Source organism: Micromonospora sp. CNZ285 (assembly GCF_004637285.1).
The window spans coordinates 3,009,139-3,025,552 of record NZ_SPQD01000001.1 but is presented as its reverse complement, the minus strand read 5'-3'; the positions used below and the strand labels follow the sequence as shown (position 1 = coordinate 3,025,552).

Sequence of the window (16,414 nt, the reverse complement as noted above, 5' to 3'; positions counted from 1 at the left end):
GTGCTCAGCGTGATTGTCTTCCTTCCCCTGTTCGCAGCGGTGGCACTGGTCGCGCTGCCGCGGCTGGGAGACACCGCGGCGCGCTGGACCTGGATCGCCGTGACCGCCGTCGATCTCGCGTTGATCGCCGTCGTCTGGTGGCGTTACCACACCCCGCCGACCGGTGAGCTCGCCTTCGCCGAGCGGGCGGCGTGGATTCCCGGCGTGAACAGCAGCTACCACATCGGTGTGGACGGGCTCTCGCTGCCGCTGGTGGTGATGACCGCCGTGATCTTCCTGGCCTGCGCGGTGTACGCACTGCACGAGCGACACCGGCCCCGAGGGCAGGCGGCGCTGTTTCTGTTCCTGCAGAGCGTCAGCCTCGGTCTGTTCGTCGCCGCCGACCTGGTCCTGTTCTTCGTCTTCTTCGATCTGTCCATCGTCGGCATGTACTTTGTCATCGCCGGCTGGGGCCATGGCAACCGGGCACACTCGGCGCTGAAGTTCTTCCTCTACACCTTCCTCGGCTCCCTCGCGTTGCTGGTTGGGTTCATCGGCCTGTACGTCGCTGCCGCCCCGCACACGTTCGACATGCCGGAACTCGTCGCCACGCCGCCGTTGCAGGGCCGGCCGGTCGCGGGTGGGCTGGTGCTGGCGGCGATCCTGCTCGGTCTGGCGGTGAAGACGCCGACCGTGCCCTTCCACACCTGGCTGCCGCCGGCACACACCGACGCACCGGCCGTCGGCTCGGCGGTCCTCGCCGGGGTGCTGCTGAAGATGGGCACCTACGGCTTCGTCCGCATCGCCATGCCGATGCTCCCGCAGGCGTGGAGGGCGTGGGCCTGGGTGGTCGTCGTCGTCGGCGTCGTGTCGGTGCTCTACGGGGCGCTCGTCGCGCTGGCCCAGTCCAACGTCAAACGCATGATCGCGTACACGTCGGTCAACCACATGGGCTACATCGTCCTCGCCGTCGGCGTGGCCGGCCTGGTCGCCGCCGACACCGCCCAGGCTCGCGGCGTGGCGGTCGTCGGGGCGGTCACCCAGATGGTCAGCCACGGCCTGATCACCGCGGCGCTGTTCCTGCTCGCCGGCGTCCTGCGGGACCGCGCCGGCACCTACGACATGCGTGACTTCGGCGGGCTCGGCGCGCCCGCGCCGACCTTCGCCGCGCTGTTCGCCGTGGGTGCGTTCGCCTCCCTCGGCCTGCCCGCCTTCTCCGGCTTCATCGCCGAGTTCCAGATCTTCACCGGCAGCGTCGCCGCGGCACCGGTCACCGCCGTCGCCGTGCTCGGCATCCTGATCACCGCGGCGCTGTTCCTCCGCGCGCTGCAACGCGTCTTCACCGGCGACACCACCGGCAGGTCCATCGGGTTCACCGACCTGCGCGCCCGCGAACTCTGGTCGGTCGGGCCGCTGCTGCTGCTGTCCCTGCTGATTGGGGTGCTGCCGCGCCCGCTGCTCGACGTCATCGAACCGGCAGCCCACGCCGTCGTCGGCCTGCTCGGGCGGTGACCGGTGGAAACGGAGATGATGCGACCGCTGCTGCTGGTCCCCGAGATGCTGCTCGCCGGCGGCGCCCTCGCCGCTCTGATCGGCGGTTCCTTCGTCCCCCGCCACCGGCAGTGGATCATCCGGATCTTCACCGCCGTCGTGCTCGTCGCCACGATCGTCGTCGCCGCGATCCAGTTGGGCGAGCCGGCGACGAGCGCCTTTGACAACTCGTTCGCCGTCGACACGGCCACCGGGATCGCCCGCATCCTCGCGGCGTCCGGCACCCTGCTCATCCTGGCGATCGCGGCCGACGAGATCTCCGGTACCGCGCGGGAGAGCGAAACCTACAGCCTGCTCCTGTTCTCCACCGCCGGCGCGGTGCTGCTGGCCGGGGCGAACGACCTGCTCGCCCTCGCCGTCGGGTTCCTGCTCGCCAGCATCCCGCTCTACGCGCTGATCGGTCTTGCCCACACCGCTGCCGGCGCCGAAGCCGCGCTGAAGACGTACCTGTTGGGAGCCTTGTTCGGGATCCTGCTCCTGCTGGGCGTCACCGTGCTGACCGGCCTGTCCGGCACCACCACCTATCCCGAACTTTCGCAGCGCCTGCCGGACATGCCCCGCGGGGCGGTCGCGGTCGCTGCGGTGGCTCTCCTCGCAGGGCTGATGTTCAAGGCCGGCGGCGTACCCGCGCATTTCTGGGTGCCCGACGCCGCGCAGGGCACCTCCGCCACCGCGGCGACGTTCCTGACCACCGTTCCGAAGATCGGCGCGCTGATCGCCGTCTTCCGACTCGCCGGCGTCCTTCCCACCTCCGTGTCCTGGGCGGTCGCGGTGGCTGTCGTGGCAGCCGTCAGCATGACCCTGGGAAACCTGGCCGCCTACTGGCAATCGGACCCACGCCGGCTGCTCGGCTGGTCCACCGTCAGCCAGGTCGGGTTCCTGCTCGTGCCCATCGTGGCCATTGGACGAAGCGACCTGGCACTGCCGTCGCTGCTGCTGTACCTGGCCGGCTACACGGTGACGAACATCGCCGCGTTCGCGGTCACCGCCGCCCTTCCGGAGCACCGCGACCTCACCGACTTCCGGGGCCTGGCCTACCGGCGGCCGGGGCTCGCCGCGGCCCTGCTGGTCGCCCTCCTCGGCCTGGTGGGCACCCCGCCGACGGCGGTGTTCGTCGGCAAGCTCACCACCGCGACCGCCGCCTGGGACGGCGAGTACGCCTGGCTCGCCGTCGTCGTGTTCGTCAACAGTGTGCTCAGCCTCTTCTACTACCTGCGCTGGATCGTTCCCGTGTACCGAGAGCCCGGCGACTCGGCGGTGACCTCCGAGGCCGTCCTGCGGCGCGTCACGGCGCGGACGGCCATCCTCGCGTCGGCCGTCAGCCTGGCGCTGGGGCTGGTGGCCGGACCGCTCTGGTACGTGGTCAGCCGCTAGCCCTCGGTGACACTTTGGCTGCTCGGGCCGTCCCCTCTTCAACTATCGGCCAATAGTAGGTAAGGATGTGGGCGAACCCGCCGCGGGTGGGGCCGCTACCGCGCAGCCCCGCCCGCTTCCCAAGGCCAGAAGGAGTCCGTGCTGGTGGCATCCCTGCCCCTTCGCCGTCCCCCCGCGAGCCACCCGCCCGTCCGTCGCGGCGGGCTGGCCCGCCGTGCACTCGTCCTGCTCGCGGCCGCTGCGCTCGGCGCCGGGCTCCTGGCGGCACCGGTCCACGCCGCGCCCTCGGCGGACGAGATCGAAGCGCAGATCGACAAGCAGTGGGAACAACTCGAGCCCACCATCGAAGGCTTCAACAAGGTGCGGGCCCAGCTGAAGGTCAACCAGAAGAAGGCGGCGGACCTCGAGAAGAAGATGGCCCCGCTGGAACTGGAGTCCGCGCTGGCGATGAACCGGGTCGGCGCTATCGCCGCCCGGTACTATGTGCGGGGCCCCTCGCAGGAACTGGGTGCCCTTCTGGTGAGCACCAAGCCTGGGACCCTCGCCGAACAGTTGGTGATCCTCGACCGGCTTGCGGCCCAGCAGCACCAGGAAATCGCCGGTGTGCTGGCTGTCCGCGACCGGTACCAGGCGCAGAAGAAGAAGCTGGACGAGCTGATCGCCGCGGAGGTCAAGCAGCAGGACGAGTTGGCGGCGAAGAAGAAGCAGATCGACGCCGAGATCAAACGCCTGACCGCGTCGCTGCCGAAGACGACGGTGAAGGTAACGGGCTGCCCCACTATCAGCGGCGTGGTCAGCAGCGCCGCGCAGACGGCGATCCGCGTCGCCTGCCAGCAGGTCGGCGACCCGTACGTCTGGGGGGCCGACGGCCCGGACGCTTTCGACTGTTCTGGGCTCACCCAGTACGCCTACAAGGCCGCGGGTATCTCGCTCACTCACTTCACCGGCGCGCAGTGGAACGAGGGTCGGCCGGTGTCCCGGGCCGACGCCCGCCCCGGCGACCTGATCTTCTTCTTCAGCGACCTGCACCACATGGGGCTGTACCTGGGTAACGGCCTGATGGTGCACGCGCCGCGGGCCGGTAAGCCGGTCAACGTCCTGAGCATCACCTACATGCCGGTCGCCGGCTTCCGCCGCGTCACCTGAACCGTCGGTCGATGACAGGAGGCTCCCATGGCCGAAGGCCGCGGGAGCCTCCTGTCACCCCGGGGGATAGGTCAGGCTGTTACTCCTGGTACGCCAGGTTGATCATCATGCCGGTCTCGGCGTGGTAGATGTTGTGGCAGTGGGTCATCCACTGGCCCGGGTTGGTCGCGTCGAACTCGACCGCGACGGTCTGCTTCGGCACCACGATCACCGTGTCCTTGCGGACGCCGGTGTCGGTGACGGCGAACGTGTGGCCGTGCACGTGCATGGGGTGGAACATCGTGCTTTGGTTGACGAACTCCAGCCGCACCCGCTCGCCCTGGCCGACCAGCAGCGGGTCGAGCTTGTCGGTGGTGGTGCCGTTGATGGTCCACCGGTAGGGCATCATCGAGCCGCCCAGTTCCAGGCGGTGCACCCGATCGGCCTTGCGGCGCTCCAGTTTGACGGCGTCGGCAGGGCTCAGGCCGCCGGTGAGCAGCACTCGGAGGTCCAGCTCCGCAGGGTGGACAGTCGCGGCCGGCGGGCTGCCGGCGCCGGTGCGGACCACGGCCACGCCTTGGCCGCTCTTGCCTTCGGCGACCGCGACCAGGGGAAAGACGCCGTCGCCGAGGTCCACGGTGACGTCCGCCCGTTCCCCCATGCCGAGCACCAGGGCGTCGCAGGTGGTGGGGGTGACGGGGAAGCCGTCGGTGTGGGTGACGGTGAGACGGTGGCCGCCGAGGGCGATCCGGAACGCGGTGTCGGAGGCGGCGTTGACGAGGCGGATCCGCACCCGCTGGCGCGGTCGACCGGTCAACGTCACCGGGGCGTCCGGTGCCCTGCCGTTGATCAGATAGTGCGGGTAGACCACGTCTCCTGCCCCACCTAGCAGGGGCGAGGTCATGCTCTCCATGCCGCCCATCGACATGCCGCTCATGCCGCCGTGCTCCATGCCGGCCATGCCGTTCATGCCGGCCATGTCGTCGTGGCCGCCCATCGACTGCAGCGACGCCAACACGTCGTCGGGTGTGCGGCCGGTGCCGTCGACCCAGTCGTCGAGCACCACGATCCACTCCTGGTCGTACCGGCCGGCCTCGTGCGGGTCGTCGACCACGAGCACACCGTAGAGAGCGCGGTCGAGCTGGACTCCCGAGTGCGGGTGGTAGAAGTAGGTGCCCGGGTCAGGGGCGGTGAACTCGTAGGTGTGCGTTCCGCCCGCAGCGATCGACCGCTGGGTCACTCCGGGCACGCCGTCCATGTCGTTGCGCAGCGCGACGCCGTGCCAGTGCACGCTCGTCTCGGTGGCCAGACCGTTGGCCACCTCGACGCGGAGCACGTCGCCGGCCCGCGCGCGCAGCAGCGGACCCGGCGCGGAATCCTGGTAGCCCCAGGTCTGCACCTGCCGGCCGCCGAGGTCGAGGGTGACCGGGCGCGGGTTGAGCCTCGCGGACACGGTGCGGGCGCCGGCCCGCCGTCGCGCTGCCTCGGTCCGGGCCACCAGGTCCCCGCCCGGAGCCACGAGACGGGGGTCGAACAGCCCGCCGGCCCAGGCGGCGGCGCCGGCCGTGCCGGCGATACCGACCGTGCCGGCGATTCCGGCCAGCAGTCGTCGGCGGGTGAGGGTGGGGGACATGGCTGCTCCTTCGGCTGCGAGGAACCCTGTCTGCAGCCTGACCTTCGCCGCGGGCCGACGGCCACGTCGCACGGCTTTCTTCAGTGAATCTTCATGAGCGATCGCCGGTGACCTGGGTCCGCCCGGCCTGACCGGCAGGGCAGGATTGGCCCATGGGTGTACGTGTGCTGGTGGTCGACGACGAGCGCAGCCTGGCCAAGGTCGTCGCCAGCTATCTGGAGCGCGACGGTCACGAGGTGAGCTGCGTCTTCGACGGCCGGTCGGCGGTCGCGGCCGCCCGGCGGGACCGGCCCGACGTGGTGGTGCTGGACCTCGCCCTGCCGGGCCTGGACGGCATCGAGGTCTGCCGCCAGATCCGCACGTTCACCGACTGCTACGTGGTCATGCTCACCGCCCGCAGCGAGGAGGTCGACAAGCTCATCGGCCTCGGCGTCGGCGCGGACGACTACCTGACCAAGCCGTTCAGCCCGCGCGAACTCGTCGCCCGGATCCGCGCCATGCTGCGCCGTCCCCGCGCCGCCGTGGCCCCGGCCGCGGAGCAGTCGACCCGGACGGTCGGCGGGCTGCGGGTCGACCTGGCCGGCCGTGAGGTGTACGTCGACGAGCAGCCCGTGGAACTCACCCGGACGGAGTTCGACCTGCTTGCCGCGTTGTCCGCGCAGCCGGACACGGCGCTGCGCCGCCGGCAGCTCATCGACGCGGTGTGGGGTGCCGACTGGGTCGGCGACGAGCACCTCGTCGATGTGCACATCGCCCACCTGCGCCGCAAGCTCGGCGACGATCCCGCCGGGCCCCGGTTCATCCGCACCGTCCGCGGCATCGGCTACCGGATGGGGCGGGGATGAGACGACAACTGGGACTGCCGGGCCGGCTTCTCGCCGCCCAGGCCCTCGTGGTGCTGGTCGGCGCGGGAACCCTCGGCCTGGTGGCGGCCGTGGTCGGGCCGGCGATCTTCCGGAGCCATCTGAGGCGGGTGACCGGTCCGGTCGACCCCGGGACCGCTCATCACGTCGAGCAGGCGTACGCCTCGGCCAGCGCCCTCGCCCTGGGGGTCGCGATCGCCGTATCGCTGCTCGCCGCCCTCGCCGTCAGCGCCTACCTGGCTCGCCGCCTTGCCCGACCGGTCACCCAGTTGGCGACCGCCGCCGCGGACGTCAGCCGGGGCGACTACGCGGCACGGGTCAACGGTCCCGGCCTCGGTCCGGAGTTCGACACGGTCGCCGCCGCCTTCAACACGATGGCCGCCCGGCTGGCCGACGCGGAGGCGACCCGCCGCCGTCTGCTGGCCGACCTCGGCCACGAGCTGCGTACTCCGTTGGCCACCATCGAGGCGTACGTGGACGCGGCCGAGGACGGGATCGCGGTCGAGGGCGAGGACACCTGGACGGTGCTGCGGGCGCAGACCACCCGGCTGCGCCGTCTGGCCGAGGACGTCGTCGCGGTGTCCCGCGCAGAGGAGCACCAACTCGACCTGCGCCCCCGACCGGTCGCCGTCGGTGAGCTGGTCAGCGCTGCCGTGGCCGCCGCCCGGCCCCGGTACGCGGCGAAGGGCCTCACCCTGCACGAGCAGGTGGCACCGGACGTCGGAGTGGTCGACGCCGACCCGGTACGGATGGGGCAGGTGCTGGGCAACCTCCTCGACAACGCCCTGCGCCACACCCCACCGACCGGGCGCGTCAGCGTGCACGCCACCCGGGCTGCCGACGAGGTGCGCGTCAGCGTCACCGACACGGGAGACGGCATCGACGCGCGGCACCTGCCGCACGTCTTTGAACGCTTCTACCGGGCGGACGCCGCCCGGGACCGCGAGCACGGGGGATCGGGCATCGGGTTGGCCGTCGCCCGCGCTATCGTGACCCAACACGGCGGCAGGATCACCGCCGCCAGTGAGGGCCCCGGCCGGGGCGCGATGTTCACCGTCGCCCTGCCCGGCGCAGGGCCCGCCGCAGGCAGCTGACGAAGCGCGTGGGGGAGGCCCGTCAGCGCAACCCGTCCAGCCTGCGGCGGTACTCCTCGTCGTCCAGCTCGCCACGGGCGTAGCGCTCGGCCAGGATCCGCCGGGCGGAGTCGCCGTGGTCCGTCGCGCGTCGGCCGGTGCCGACCGTGAGCCAGACCGCCGCGACGATGATCACGGCCAGGACCAGCCAGCCGACCATCATCAGACCCATCGGCCAGAACCAACCGTTGCCATCATGCATGTGGGTCACGTCCTTTCCGCTGTCGGACCCTGCTGTTCTCCTGGACCTGACGGCGTCGCCGGCATACCCGTCGCCGCTGCCGGCTCACCTGACCGACGAATTCGTCTCCGACGGGCCGCGGCGCTCGCTGCCACCGGAGTGACCGCTGTGGTCACCGTGGCCGCCGTGCATGAACAGCATCATCAGCGGGCAGGCGAGCGCGAGCAGCCCGTACGCCACCGAACGTGCCGGCACGCCGATCGCCAGCGCCCCCGCGATGAGGATCACCAAGGCGGTCACGTACAACGGCAGATGTCGCCTCATCACCGGTCTCCTTTCTCGTAGCTCCCAAACCGAGCCTGCTCCCGGGTTCCGCCGGGCGGCAGCGCCTACCGGCCCCGGCCGTACGGTCGAAGGTCCTACCCCCTCCGGGTAGCGGTAACAGGAAGCGCTCAAGACCACGTACCAGCAGCCTTGCCCTATACCCCCTAGGGGTATATGTTCGAGGCGGAGGTGGACCTCATGACACGCCACGACACCCACCATGCCCCGCTCGCGACGGCACCCGAGCACCCGCACCCCGCTCACGGCCACGTCGCCGAGCGGCACGCAGATCACACGCCAGAGCGTCGCCCGCCGGATCAGCCCCAGCACCACGACCACCACGGGGGACACGGCGGCGGACACGACAAGCACGCCGGGCACGACCCGGAGCAGTTCCGGCGCAAGTTCTGGCTGAGCCTGGCGCTGACCGTGCCGATCGTCGCCACCAGCCACATGATCATGGACTGGTTCGGCTACACCCTCGACTTCCCCGGCATGACCTGGGTCGGGCCCGTCCTGGGGTCCCTGGTCTTCGCCTACGGCGGCTGGCCGTTCCTGGCCGGCGCCGTTCGGGAGGTCCGCGACCGGGCTCCCGGCATGATGCTGCTGATCGCGATGGCGATCACCGTCGCGTACGCCGCCTCGCTGGCCACGAGCCTGGGTGCGTTCAGCCTCGACTTCTGGTGGGAACTCGCCGCGCTGGTCACCATCATGTTGCTCGGGCACTGGCAGGAGATGAAGGCGATCGGGCAGGCCCAGGGCGCCCTGGCGGCCCTCGCCGCCCTGCTGCCCGACGACGCCGAACGCCTCGACGACGCCGGGCAGCCGCACCGGGTGCCCGCCGGCGACCTGCGCGTCGGCGACCTGGTCCTGGTCCGCTCCGGCGGCCGGGTTCCCGCCGACGGACGGATCGTCGACGGGGCCGCCGAACTCGACGAGTCCATGGTCACCGGCGAGTCCCGGCCCGTGCCCCGTACGGTCGGCGACAAGGTGGTCGCCGGCACCGTCGCCACCGACTCCACCCTGCGGGTCCGCGTCGACGCCGTCGGCGAGGACACCGCCCTGGCCGGCATCAGCCGGCTCGTCGCCCAGGCGCAGGCGTCCGCCGGCCGCGCGCAGGTGCTCGCCGACCGGTTCGCCGCCTGGCTGTTCTACCTCGCCACCGCCGCCGCGCTGATCACCTTCGGCACCTGGTGGGCACTGGGCGACGTCAACGAAGCCGTGGTCCGTACGGTGACGGTTCTGGTGATTGCCTGCCCGCACGCCCTCGGGCTGGCCATCCCGCTGGTCATCGCCCTGTCGACCGCGGTGTCGGCGAAGGCGGGCATCCTGGTCAAGGACCGCATGGCGCTCGAACGCATGCGTGGCGTGGACGCGGTGCTGTTCGACAAGACCGGCACCCTGACCAAGGGCGCCCACACCGTTACCGCCACCGCCGCCACCGCAGGGCTCACCGAGGACGAGGTGCTGCGGGTCGCCGGCGCGGTGGAGGCCGACAGTGAGCACCCGCTCGCCCGGGCCCTGGTGCGGGCAGCCCAGGGGCACGGTCTGATTGCCACGGCGCGGGACTTCCGCTCCCTGACCGGACGCGGCGTCCAGGCCGTGGTCGACGGCACCTCCTACGCGGTCGGCGGTCCGGCGCTGTTGCGGGAGCTCGATGCCACTGTGCCCGCCGACCTGGCGGACGCCAGCAGCCGGTGGTCGGCCCGCGGCGCGGCCGTCCTGCATCTGCTGCGGCTGCCGGCGGACGGCCGACCCGAAACGATCGGCGCGTTCGCGCTGGAGGACGAGGTCCGGCCGGAAGCCCGGGAGGCGATCACCGAGCTGCGGGAACAGGGCGTCAAGAAGATCGTGATGATCACCGGAGACGCCCGCCCGGTCGCCGAGGCGGTCGCCGCCGACCTGGGCTTCCGCCCCGGTGTGGACGAGGTGTTCGCCGAGGTGCTCCCGGCGGACAAGGACCGCGCGGTCGCCGACCTGCAGGCGCGGGGCCTGACGGTGGCCATGGTCGGCGACGGGGTCAACGACGCGCCCGCCCTGGCCCGCGCCGACGTCGGCATCGCGATCGGCGCCGGCACCGACGTGGCCATCGAATCCGCCGGTGTCGTCCTGGCCTCCTCCGACCCGCGCGGCGTCACCGGCGTGATCCGGCTGTCCCGCGCGTCCTACCGCAAGATGGTGCAGAACCTGGCCTGGGCGGCCGGCTACAACGTGGTCGCGATCCCCGTCGCGGCCGGCGCGCTGGCGTGGGCGGGCGTGGCGCTCAGCCCGGCGGTCGGCGCGGTGCTGATGTCCGCCTCCACCATCGTGGTGGCGCTCAACGCACAACTGCTCCGACGGGTCCGCCTCACCCCCGGACGCCGTTGAACGTCCCGCTCTGGCCCGGCCGGCTCGCCGCAGGCCGGGCCAGAGCCGTCACGAGGGATCCGGGCGGCGACACGGACCGCCGGTAGGCGACCGCGACGGCCAGGGACAGCACCACGATCCACCCGGAGGCCAGCACCAGCGCGCCGAGTTCGTCGAACCCCCGGGTCAGCGCGCCGTCGAGGAGAACCCTGACGCTGCCGTAGCCGGGAAGCGCCTTCGCCCAGGACGGCGGCTGGGAGCGCAGCATCGGGCTCTGGCTGATGCCGAGGTCGAGAAAGGGCAGCAGAAACGCCATGAACACCCCACCGACCCGGCCGAAGACCGGCGCGAGCAGCGCACCGACGAGCGCGTACGTGCCGGCGACCAGAAGGTTCCCGGCGGCGTACACCGGCCAGCGGACCGCGTCGAACACCGACGCCGTGGTGGCCAGCGACACCACCGTGGCCAGCAACGCCGCGGCGGCGAGCACCCCGAGCCGGCCGGCCAGCAACGCCGCCGGACGCAACCCCGCCAGGGCCGCGCGGCGGTCGCCGGCGCGGCTGTCCAACAGCGTGAACAGACCGGCCAACGCCGCCAGCGAGGCGACCGCGATGGGCGCCATCGTCGCCCCGTGCACCTCGGGCATCGGGTAACTCCCGGCCAGCCGCCGGCCGTGCTCCCGCACCGTCACCGTGATGGGCTGGTCGGGAGTGATCGCGTCCGCCAGCAGGATGAAGATCACCGGCACCGCGACGTAGAGCGCCCACAGGGCCGGATTGCGGCGGGCGTCGCGCCACGCCGCCCGGCCGGCGCCCGCAAGCTGGGCCCGCCACCCGCCCGGCCGCTGCCGGCGACGGGGCTGCCCGGCGCGGCGGGTACGCCGCACCGCGAGGGTCCAGGCGACCGCGACCGCCGCGACGGTCCACACCAGGGCCCAGCCGACGTCGCCGAGCCGGCCGGCGTGCCCCGACGGGAGATCCACCATCCACGAGGTGACGAAATGCGTCGGCAGTATCCGGGTGCCCACCCGCTCCTGGGCCCCCATCGCCGGGCCGAGAAAGACGTCCAGGATCCAGATCAACAGCACCACCACCGAGCCGTTGACCGGGTTGCTCACTAGCGTTCCCACGGCCGTGCCGATGGCGACGTAGATGACCGCCGCCATGAGTGTGCCGACCACCACGTGCCCCGGGCGGTCGATACCGGTCCGGAGCGCGAGTGTGACCAACGCGATCGCGCTGACCAGCACGGCCAGCGCCAGCCCGGTGAGAAGCCGGGCCGCGACCATGCGTGCCGGCCGCAGCCCGGCCAGCACCACCCGTTGGTCAGTGTCGCGGGTGGCGGCGCTCTGGAAGTACATGCCGATGCCGGCGAGGAACGCCGCCGACCACGCGGCGGTGGCGTTCTCGACCGCCGCGCCGCCGCGGCCGCCGAGAATCCGCGCGGCATCGGCCAGGGTGCCCGCCACCACCGCCACGAAGACCACGGGTACGACGACCAGCAGCAGCAGGTTCACCCGGTTGCGGGCGTAGTCGGCCAGGAACCGCCGCACGAACGCCAGGACGGTCGCCGGGATGCCACCCGGCCGTCCGTGATGGCCACGATCCGGTCGAAGCGCTCCTCGTCCACCACGAAGTGGCTGATGACCAGTGCGCTGCGGCCGGCCCGCCGGCGCTCGCCGACCAGGTCCCAGAACTTCTGGTACGTGTCCCAGTCGAAGCTCGCGTAGGGCTCGTCGAGCAGCATCAGTTCCGGGTCCGGCAGCAGGGCCAGTGCCAGGTTGAGCTTGGCGAGGGTTCCGCCGGAGAGCCGCTCGGCGCGGGTGCGGGCGTACCGGGGGAAGCCCAGTTGGTCATACAACGACTGCCGGGACCGCTCCGTCTCCTCCTCGGCCATGCCATAGGCGTGGCCGAACAGGTCGAAGTGCTCGTCGCAGGTCAGCCGCGGATACAGCTGCGGGCTCTGCGGGCAGTAGCCGATCCGTCCGCGGTGCGACACGGTCCCCGCGTCTGCGCGTAGCGCGCCGACCAGAATCTTCATCAGGGTGCTCTTGCCCGAGCCGTTCTCACCGATCACCCCGACCACCTGACCTGGCCCCAGGTCGAGATCCACCCCACGCAGCACGGGCAACGCCGCCGGAACGGTCCCCGACGGTAGGACTTGCGCAGGCCCCGGGCCGTCAGCACGGCCGTCCCCGGCGGCCGGTCGGCTGCGGATTCCTCACCGCCGGTCACAGGTCACCTCCGTGCGCACGGGGTGGTGGTGCGAGGGTTCGTACTGCCCCAGCTTAGGGGCGGTGGGGGAGGGGTACCGCCGTTACGCCGGGCCCGTCTGCAGCGGCTGCCACCGCGCACGGTGAGGGCGACGGGAGTGTCCCGGGTGGTTCCGCGCGCCTGCCCGGCATCCTGGTCTTCGTGGTGTGGGTCCCCTCGGCAGGGTGCCCATGCGTGCCATCTACTATGCGTGATTAGTAGACGCGTGTCGGGATCGCTCGTTCCTGCCCATCTCGGCACGTGTGCTCTCGTGACACACGAGGAGGTGGCGATGCGACAGGTGGCGGGTTACCCCCATCGCGCGACGCAGCGCGCGGCGACTCTGGCACTGGCCGGCGCCATCGGCGCGGCGGCGGCGTTCGTCCTTCGCTTCGATCCGACCGACCGGGTCGCCGACCCCACCGGCCCCTGCCTCTGGCACGCGATGACCGGCATCAACGGTCCGGGTTGCGGCGGCACCCGAATGTTCTACTACCTGCTGCACGGCGACCTCCTCGAAGCGGCCCGCCACCATCTGGCCGCTCTGATCGCCGTTCCCTTCCTTCTCTACGCGGGCATTCGCTGGGCCGGCGTCGCCTGGTTCGGGCGGGAGTTGCCTGCGCTGCGGTTGTCGCCACGCGTCTACTGGATCTATGGTGCCGCCTTCCTGCTCTACAGCACCGTGTTGCGCAACCTGCCGTGGCCACCGTTCAGCTGGTTCGACATCCCGAACCTGACCCCTTGATGCGGCGGCTTCAGACCTCGATCTCTGGCAGGCGGATTTGCACCGACTATCCTGGTACAGCATGAAAAGCGCGAAGGCGGGCGCGTCGGGCGGGCCGGAGCAGCGCGCGGCCCTGTGGCTGATGCTGCTCGTCGCACTGGCCTTCGGTGTTCTCGGCATGCACACCGTCGGCCACCATCCCAGCCTCAGGGGCTCCGGCGTCGAAAGCGCGATGGCGGACCTGCGGCACACACCCGTGGTGCCGGCAGGCGAGCAGAGCCTCAGCGGCTCGGACGGCCACGGTCGCGGCGTTGACGCATTCGCCGTATGTCTGGCGGTGCTCGGCGCGGCGGTCGTTCTCGCCTCCCTGTCGATGCTCCGGCGGTGCCGACGAGAACTGCCCGTATCCGCACGCGCCAGGCAGTGGACGTGGGGTCGAGGATGTGGCCCTCCGCCCCGACCTCCCCTCGGACTGCGGATGACCGCGGTGTCGGTCCTGCGGACATAGACCCTCGCGCGCCGCCAAGCCCCCATCACAGGACCGTCTGCCAACCACTAGCGACAAGGACCATTCACTCGATGAAGCGAACCATCCTGCGCCGGACTGCCCTTGCCGGTGTCGCCCTGTCCGCTCTGCTCGTCACTGCCGCCTGCGGCGGGGGCGACGACATGGCCGGCATGGACCATTCCAACAGCAGCCTGTCGACCGGCGCCTCGTCCGCAGCGAACGGCACGTTTAACGACGCAGACGTCATGTTTGCCCAGATGATGATTCCGCACCACCAGCAGGCCGTTGAGATGGCCGGCCTCGCTCCGAGCCGCGCGAAGGACCCGGAGCTGAAGGATCTGGCCGCCAAGATCAAGGCCGCCCAGGATCCCGAGATCACCACCATGAAGGGCTGGCTGACGGCGTGGGGGAAGCCCACGTCTCCGCCCAGCGGCCACAACATGCCGGGGATGTCGGCCTCGCCCGGGCATGACATGCCGGGGATGAATTCGGACATGCCGGGCATGATGTCCGACCAGGAGATGGCTGACCTCACGGCCGCCAAGGGCACTGACTTCGACAAGAAGTTCGCCCAAATGATGATCGCCCACCACAACGGCGCCATCGAGATGGCCAAGACCGAACAGGCCAACGGCAGCAACCCGGACGCCAAGGCTCTCGCCGCCAAGATCGCCGCAGACCAGGCGGCGGAGGTGCGGACCCTCCAGAAGATCCTCGACCGCCTGTAGGCGCGTACCTGTCCGGCCGGGCTCGAACTCTGGTTCGAGTCCGGCCGGTCCCTTTTCCGGCTGACCGCCCTGAATCCTGTGGCCGGGGCCTCACCTGCGGAATGCGGGAACCGGGCCGCCAGTTGGTCCTTAACCGCAGGCCGGAGCCGGACGCTCCGGGGTGTGCGTATCCCGGCTCGCAGGCGCGTGCCGAACCGAGAAGAGCGGCGAGTGGTCCGCGTGATCGCTGCGGCTCCCCGAGGAGAGGCGATACATGAACAACCCTGCCCGACGGTTTTCGGTCAGCAACACCCACAACTCCGCCGTGGTGAGGAAATGCGTGGCCGCGGCGGGAGTGGCTCTTGCCGGCATCGTCGCCGCAGGTCCGGCGACAGCTGCCTTTGCCAACCCGGCTGCTGCCGAGGCGACAGCCAGAGCAGCTTCCGGCAAACAGGTGAACGACTACACGTTCCAGGCGCAGCCCAACATCTACTACTGCGGTCCTGCCTCCACGCGGATCGCGCTGAGCGCGCAAGGAAAGATCGAAGACCAGGACAAGCTGGCGAGTGAACTTGGCACCACCTTCGCCGGCACCGCCTCGGCCTTCGAGATCACCCGAGTGCTCAACGACAGCCTGGGCGAGCGGGAGTACAAGACCGTGGAGATTCCCAACGAATCGGCCAGCGCCGACGAGGTGCACCGGCTCAGGGCCGACCTCACCAAGGCCATCGACGAGCAGCGCATCCCGGTGGTCAACGTCATCGGTGCCGCCGTGGGTGCCGAAGGCGTCACCCGATCCTTCCCCGTGGGGCACTACCTCACCGTGGTCGGCTACGACAGCGACGGGGGCCGTCTCAAGATCGCCGATCCCTGGCAGCCTGTCGGTGATGGCACCTACTGGATCTCGGCTGCGGACCTGGCGAACTGGTCCGCCTCGCGCGGCTACTCGGCCTGACCAGCACCGTGGGCCCCTCGCCGTTCTGGCGAGGGGCCACTGTGCGGCTCGGCGATCCGGCGACGGACCCCTCCACCGCGGTCGATCCGACGATCAGGCCCAGATCACGTGGGTGACGACCATGGTGCCGTCGGCGAAGTGCCGGACGTAGGTGGAGTGCCGGTCGGCGCGGGAGCCGCTGACCAGCGTGCCCCAGCACTCCGGGGAGTTGCCGACCGAGGCGCCTGCCGGCGCGGAGCCGACCGTGCTGGTCGAGTCGACGTGCGAGTAGATGGTGACCAGTTCGTCGTAGTCGTGCTGGTTGGGGTGCTGGTTGGTGCTCGGGTCGTTGGTGTAGTCCATGCAGGTGCCGAGGTTGGCGTTGTTGAAGTTCTCGTCCTGGTGGTCGAGGCCGAAGGTGTGGCCGACCTCCTGGCAGGTGACGAGGTTGCGCCACGCCGGGGTGTTGTACTGGGCGGTGTTGAAGTAGGTGTCGTTCAGCTTCACGGTGCCCTGGGTGATGTGGGTGCCGCCGGTGACCGAGATCGAGGCGATGCCGAGCCAGCCGTTGTTGCCGTAGGTGGAGTTGCACACCTCGACCCGACCGGCGGTGGCCTTGCAGGTCTTCGGGCTGACCGAGCCGGCCACGACGGTCGTTCCAGGACGGTGGACTTGCTCCAGTCGGCGGAGGCGCCGGACAGCGCCGAGTCCCACTGCGAGCTGACGTTGTCACCGAGCTTCAGGCTGAACGGGTTGGCGGTGCGAGCCCAGTGGTAGCCG

16 protein-coding genes are annotated in these 16,414 nt (G+C 71.0%); 10 read left to right on the top strand and 6 right to left on the bottom strand.

Going from position 1 to position 16,414, the window contains the following annotated elements; genetic code table 11:
• The 3 genes from CLT75_RS13615 to CLT75_RS13605 all read left to right on the top strand — a co-directional run bounded on the left by CLT75_RS13615 (position 1) and on the right by CLT75_RS13605 (position 4,050).
• Positions 1-1,491, top strand: a complete 1,491-nt coding sequence (locus CLT75_RS13615) for a complex I subunit 4 family protein (RefSeq protein ID WP_013476065.1) — start codon at positions 1-3, stop codon at positions 1,489-1,491.
• A 3-nt stretch (positions 1,492-1,494) separates the two neighbouring features.
• Entirely contained in the window at positions 1,495-2,904 is a 1,410-nt protein-coding gene (locus tag CLT75_RS13610; protein ID WP_030271518.1) for an NADH-quinone oxidoreductase subunit N, read from the top strand.
• Positions 2,905-3,048: 144 nt separating this feature from the next.
• A complete protein-coding gene (locus CLT75_RS13605; RefSeq protein WP_013476067.1) occupies positions 3,049-4,050 on the top strand; it encodes a C40 family peptidase in 1,002 nt (333 codons plus the stop codon).
• A 79-nt stretch (positions 4,051-4,129) separates the two neighbouring features.
• Here the strand turns inward: CLT75_RS13605 and CLT75_RS13600 are convergent, their stop codons facing one another.
• Positions 4,130-5,662: a multicopper oxidase family protein gene (locus tag CLT75_RS13600; RefSeq protein WP_013476068.1), complete on the bottom strand. Its 1,533-nt coding sequence runs from the start codon at positions 5,660-5,662 to the stop codon at positions 4,130-4,132.
• A gap of 152 nt (positions 5,663-5,814) precedes the next feature.
• Here CLT75_RS13600 and CLT75_RS13595 point away from each other — a divergent pair, with 152 nt between their 5' ends.
• Both CLT75_RS13595 and CLT75_RS13590 read left to right on the top strand, forming a co-directional pair.
• Complete coding sequence (locus CLT75_RS13595) at positions 5,815-6,507, top strand: response regulator transcription factor (RefSeq protein ID WP_013476069.1); 693 nt, start codon at positions 5,815-5,817, stop codon at positions 6,505-6,507.
• Entirely contained in the window at positions 6,504-7,619 is a 1,116-nt protein-coding gene (locus tag CLT75_RS13590; RefSeq protein ID WP_013476070.1) for a sensor histidine kinase, read from the top strand. The genes CLT75_RS13595 and CLT75_RS13590 overlap by 4 nt, the downstream gene beginning before the upstream one ends.
• Before the next feature lie 22 nt (positions 7,620-7,641).
• Here CLT75_RS13590 and CLT75_RS13585 read toward each other — a convergent pair whose 3' ends face one another.
• Positions 7,642-7,860, bottom strand: a complete 219-nt coding sequence (locus CLT75_RS13585; protein ID WP_013476071.1) for an SHOCT domain-containing protein — start codon at positions 7,858-7,860, stop codon at positions 7,642-7,644.
• 84 nt (positions 7,861-7,944) lie between these two features.
• Positions 7,945-8,163, bottom strand: a complete 219-nt coding sequence (locus CLT75_RS13580; RefSeq protein ID WP_013476072.1) for a DUF2933 domain-containing protein — start codon at positions 8,161-8,163, stop codon at positions 7,945-7,947.
• 198 nt (positions 8,164-8,361) lie between these two features.
• Between CLT75_RS13580 and CLT75_RS13575 the strand changes: the two genes are divergently transcribed.
• Positions 8,362-10,530 carry a heavy metal translocating P-type ATPase gene (locus CLT75_RS13575; RefSeq protein ID WP_225319487.1) on the top strand — a complete coding sequence of 723 codons (2,169 nt, stop codon included), beginning with the start codon at positions 8,362-8,364 and terminating at the stop codon, positions 10,528-10,530.
• Here CLT75_RS13575 and CLT75_RS13570 read toward each other — a convergent pair.
• Together CLT75_RS13570 and CLT75_RS13565 are read right to left on the bottom strand one after the other, a co-directional pair.
• The gene (locus CLT75_RS13570; protein ID WP_209310325.1) at positions 10,511-12,061 is read right to left on the bottom strand and encodes an ABC transporter permease; all 1,551 of its coding nucleotides are present in this window, start codon (positions 12,059-12,061) and stop codon (positions 10,511-10,513) included. The genes CLT75_RS13575 and CLT75_RS13570 overlap by 20 nt on opposite strands.
• Positions 12,022-12,621 carry an ATP-binding cassette domain-containing protein gene (locus tag CLT75_RS13565; protein ID WP_486485166.1) on the bottom strand — a complete coding sequence of 200 codons (600 nt, stop codon included), beginning with the start codon at positions 12,619-12,621 and terminating at the stop codon, positions 12,022-12,024. Before CLT75_RS13565 ends, CLT75_RS13570 begins: the two co-directional genes overlap by 40 nt.
• A gap of 432 nt (positions 12,622-13,053) precedes the next feature.
• Here CLT75_RS13565 and CLT75_RS13560 point away from each other — a divergent pair, with 432 nt between their 5' ends.
• The 4 genes from CLT75_RS13560 (at position 13,054) to CLT75_RS13545 (ending at position 15,655) form a co-directional block, all read left to right on the top strand.
• A complete protein-coding gene (locus tag CLT75_RS13560) occupies positions 13,054-13,506 on the top strand; it encodes a DUF2752 domain-containing protein (RefSeq protein WP_030271525.1) in 453 nt (150 codons plus the stop codon).
• A 61-nt stretch (positions 13,507-13,567) separates the two neighbouring features.
• The gene (locus CLT75_RS13555) at positions 13,568-13,993 is read left to right on the top strand and encodes a hypothetical protein (RefSeq protein ID WP_071098622.1); all 426 of its coding nucleotides are present in this window, start codon (positions 13,568-13,570) and stop codon (positions 13,991-13,993) included.
• A 71-nt stretch (positions 13,994-14,064) separates the two neighbouring features.
• Positions 14,065-14,721 (top strand): DUF305 domain-containing protein, encoded by a 657-nt coding sequence (locus CLT75_RS13550; protein ID WP_030271527.1) that lies wholly within the window; start codon positions 14,065-14,067, stop codon positions 14,719-14,721.
• Positions 14,722-14,974: 253 nt separating this feature from the next.
• Positions 14,975-15,655 carry a C39 family peptidase gene (locus CLT75_RS13545; protein ID WP_052166170.1) on the top strand — a complete coding sequence of 227 codons (681 nt, stop codon included), beginning with the start codon at positions 14,975-14,977 and terminating at the stop codon, positions 15,653-15,655.
• Positions 15,656-15,748: 93 nt separating this feature from the next.
• On the opposite strand, the gene CLT75_RS13540 is transcribed toward CLT75_RS13545, so the two are convergent.
• Entirely contained in the window at positions 15,749-16,282 is a 534-nt protein-coding gene (locus tag CLT75_RS13540; RefSeq protein ID WP_052166171.1) for a zinc metalloprotease, read from the bottom strand.
• Between the last annotated feature and the right edge of the window lie 132 nt (positions 16,283-16,414).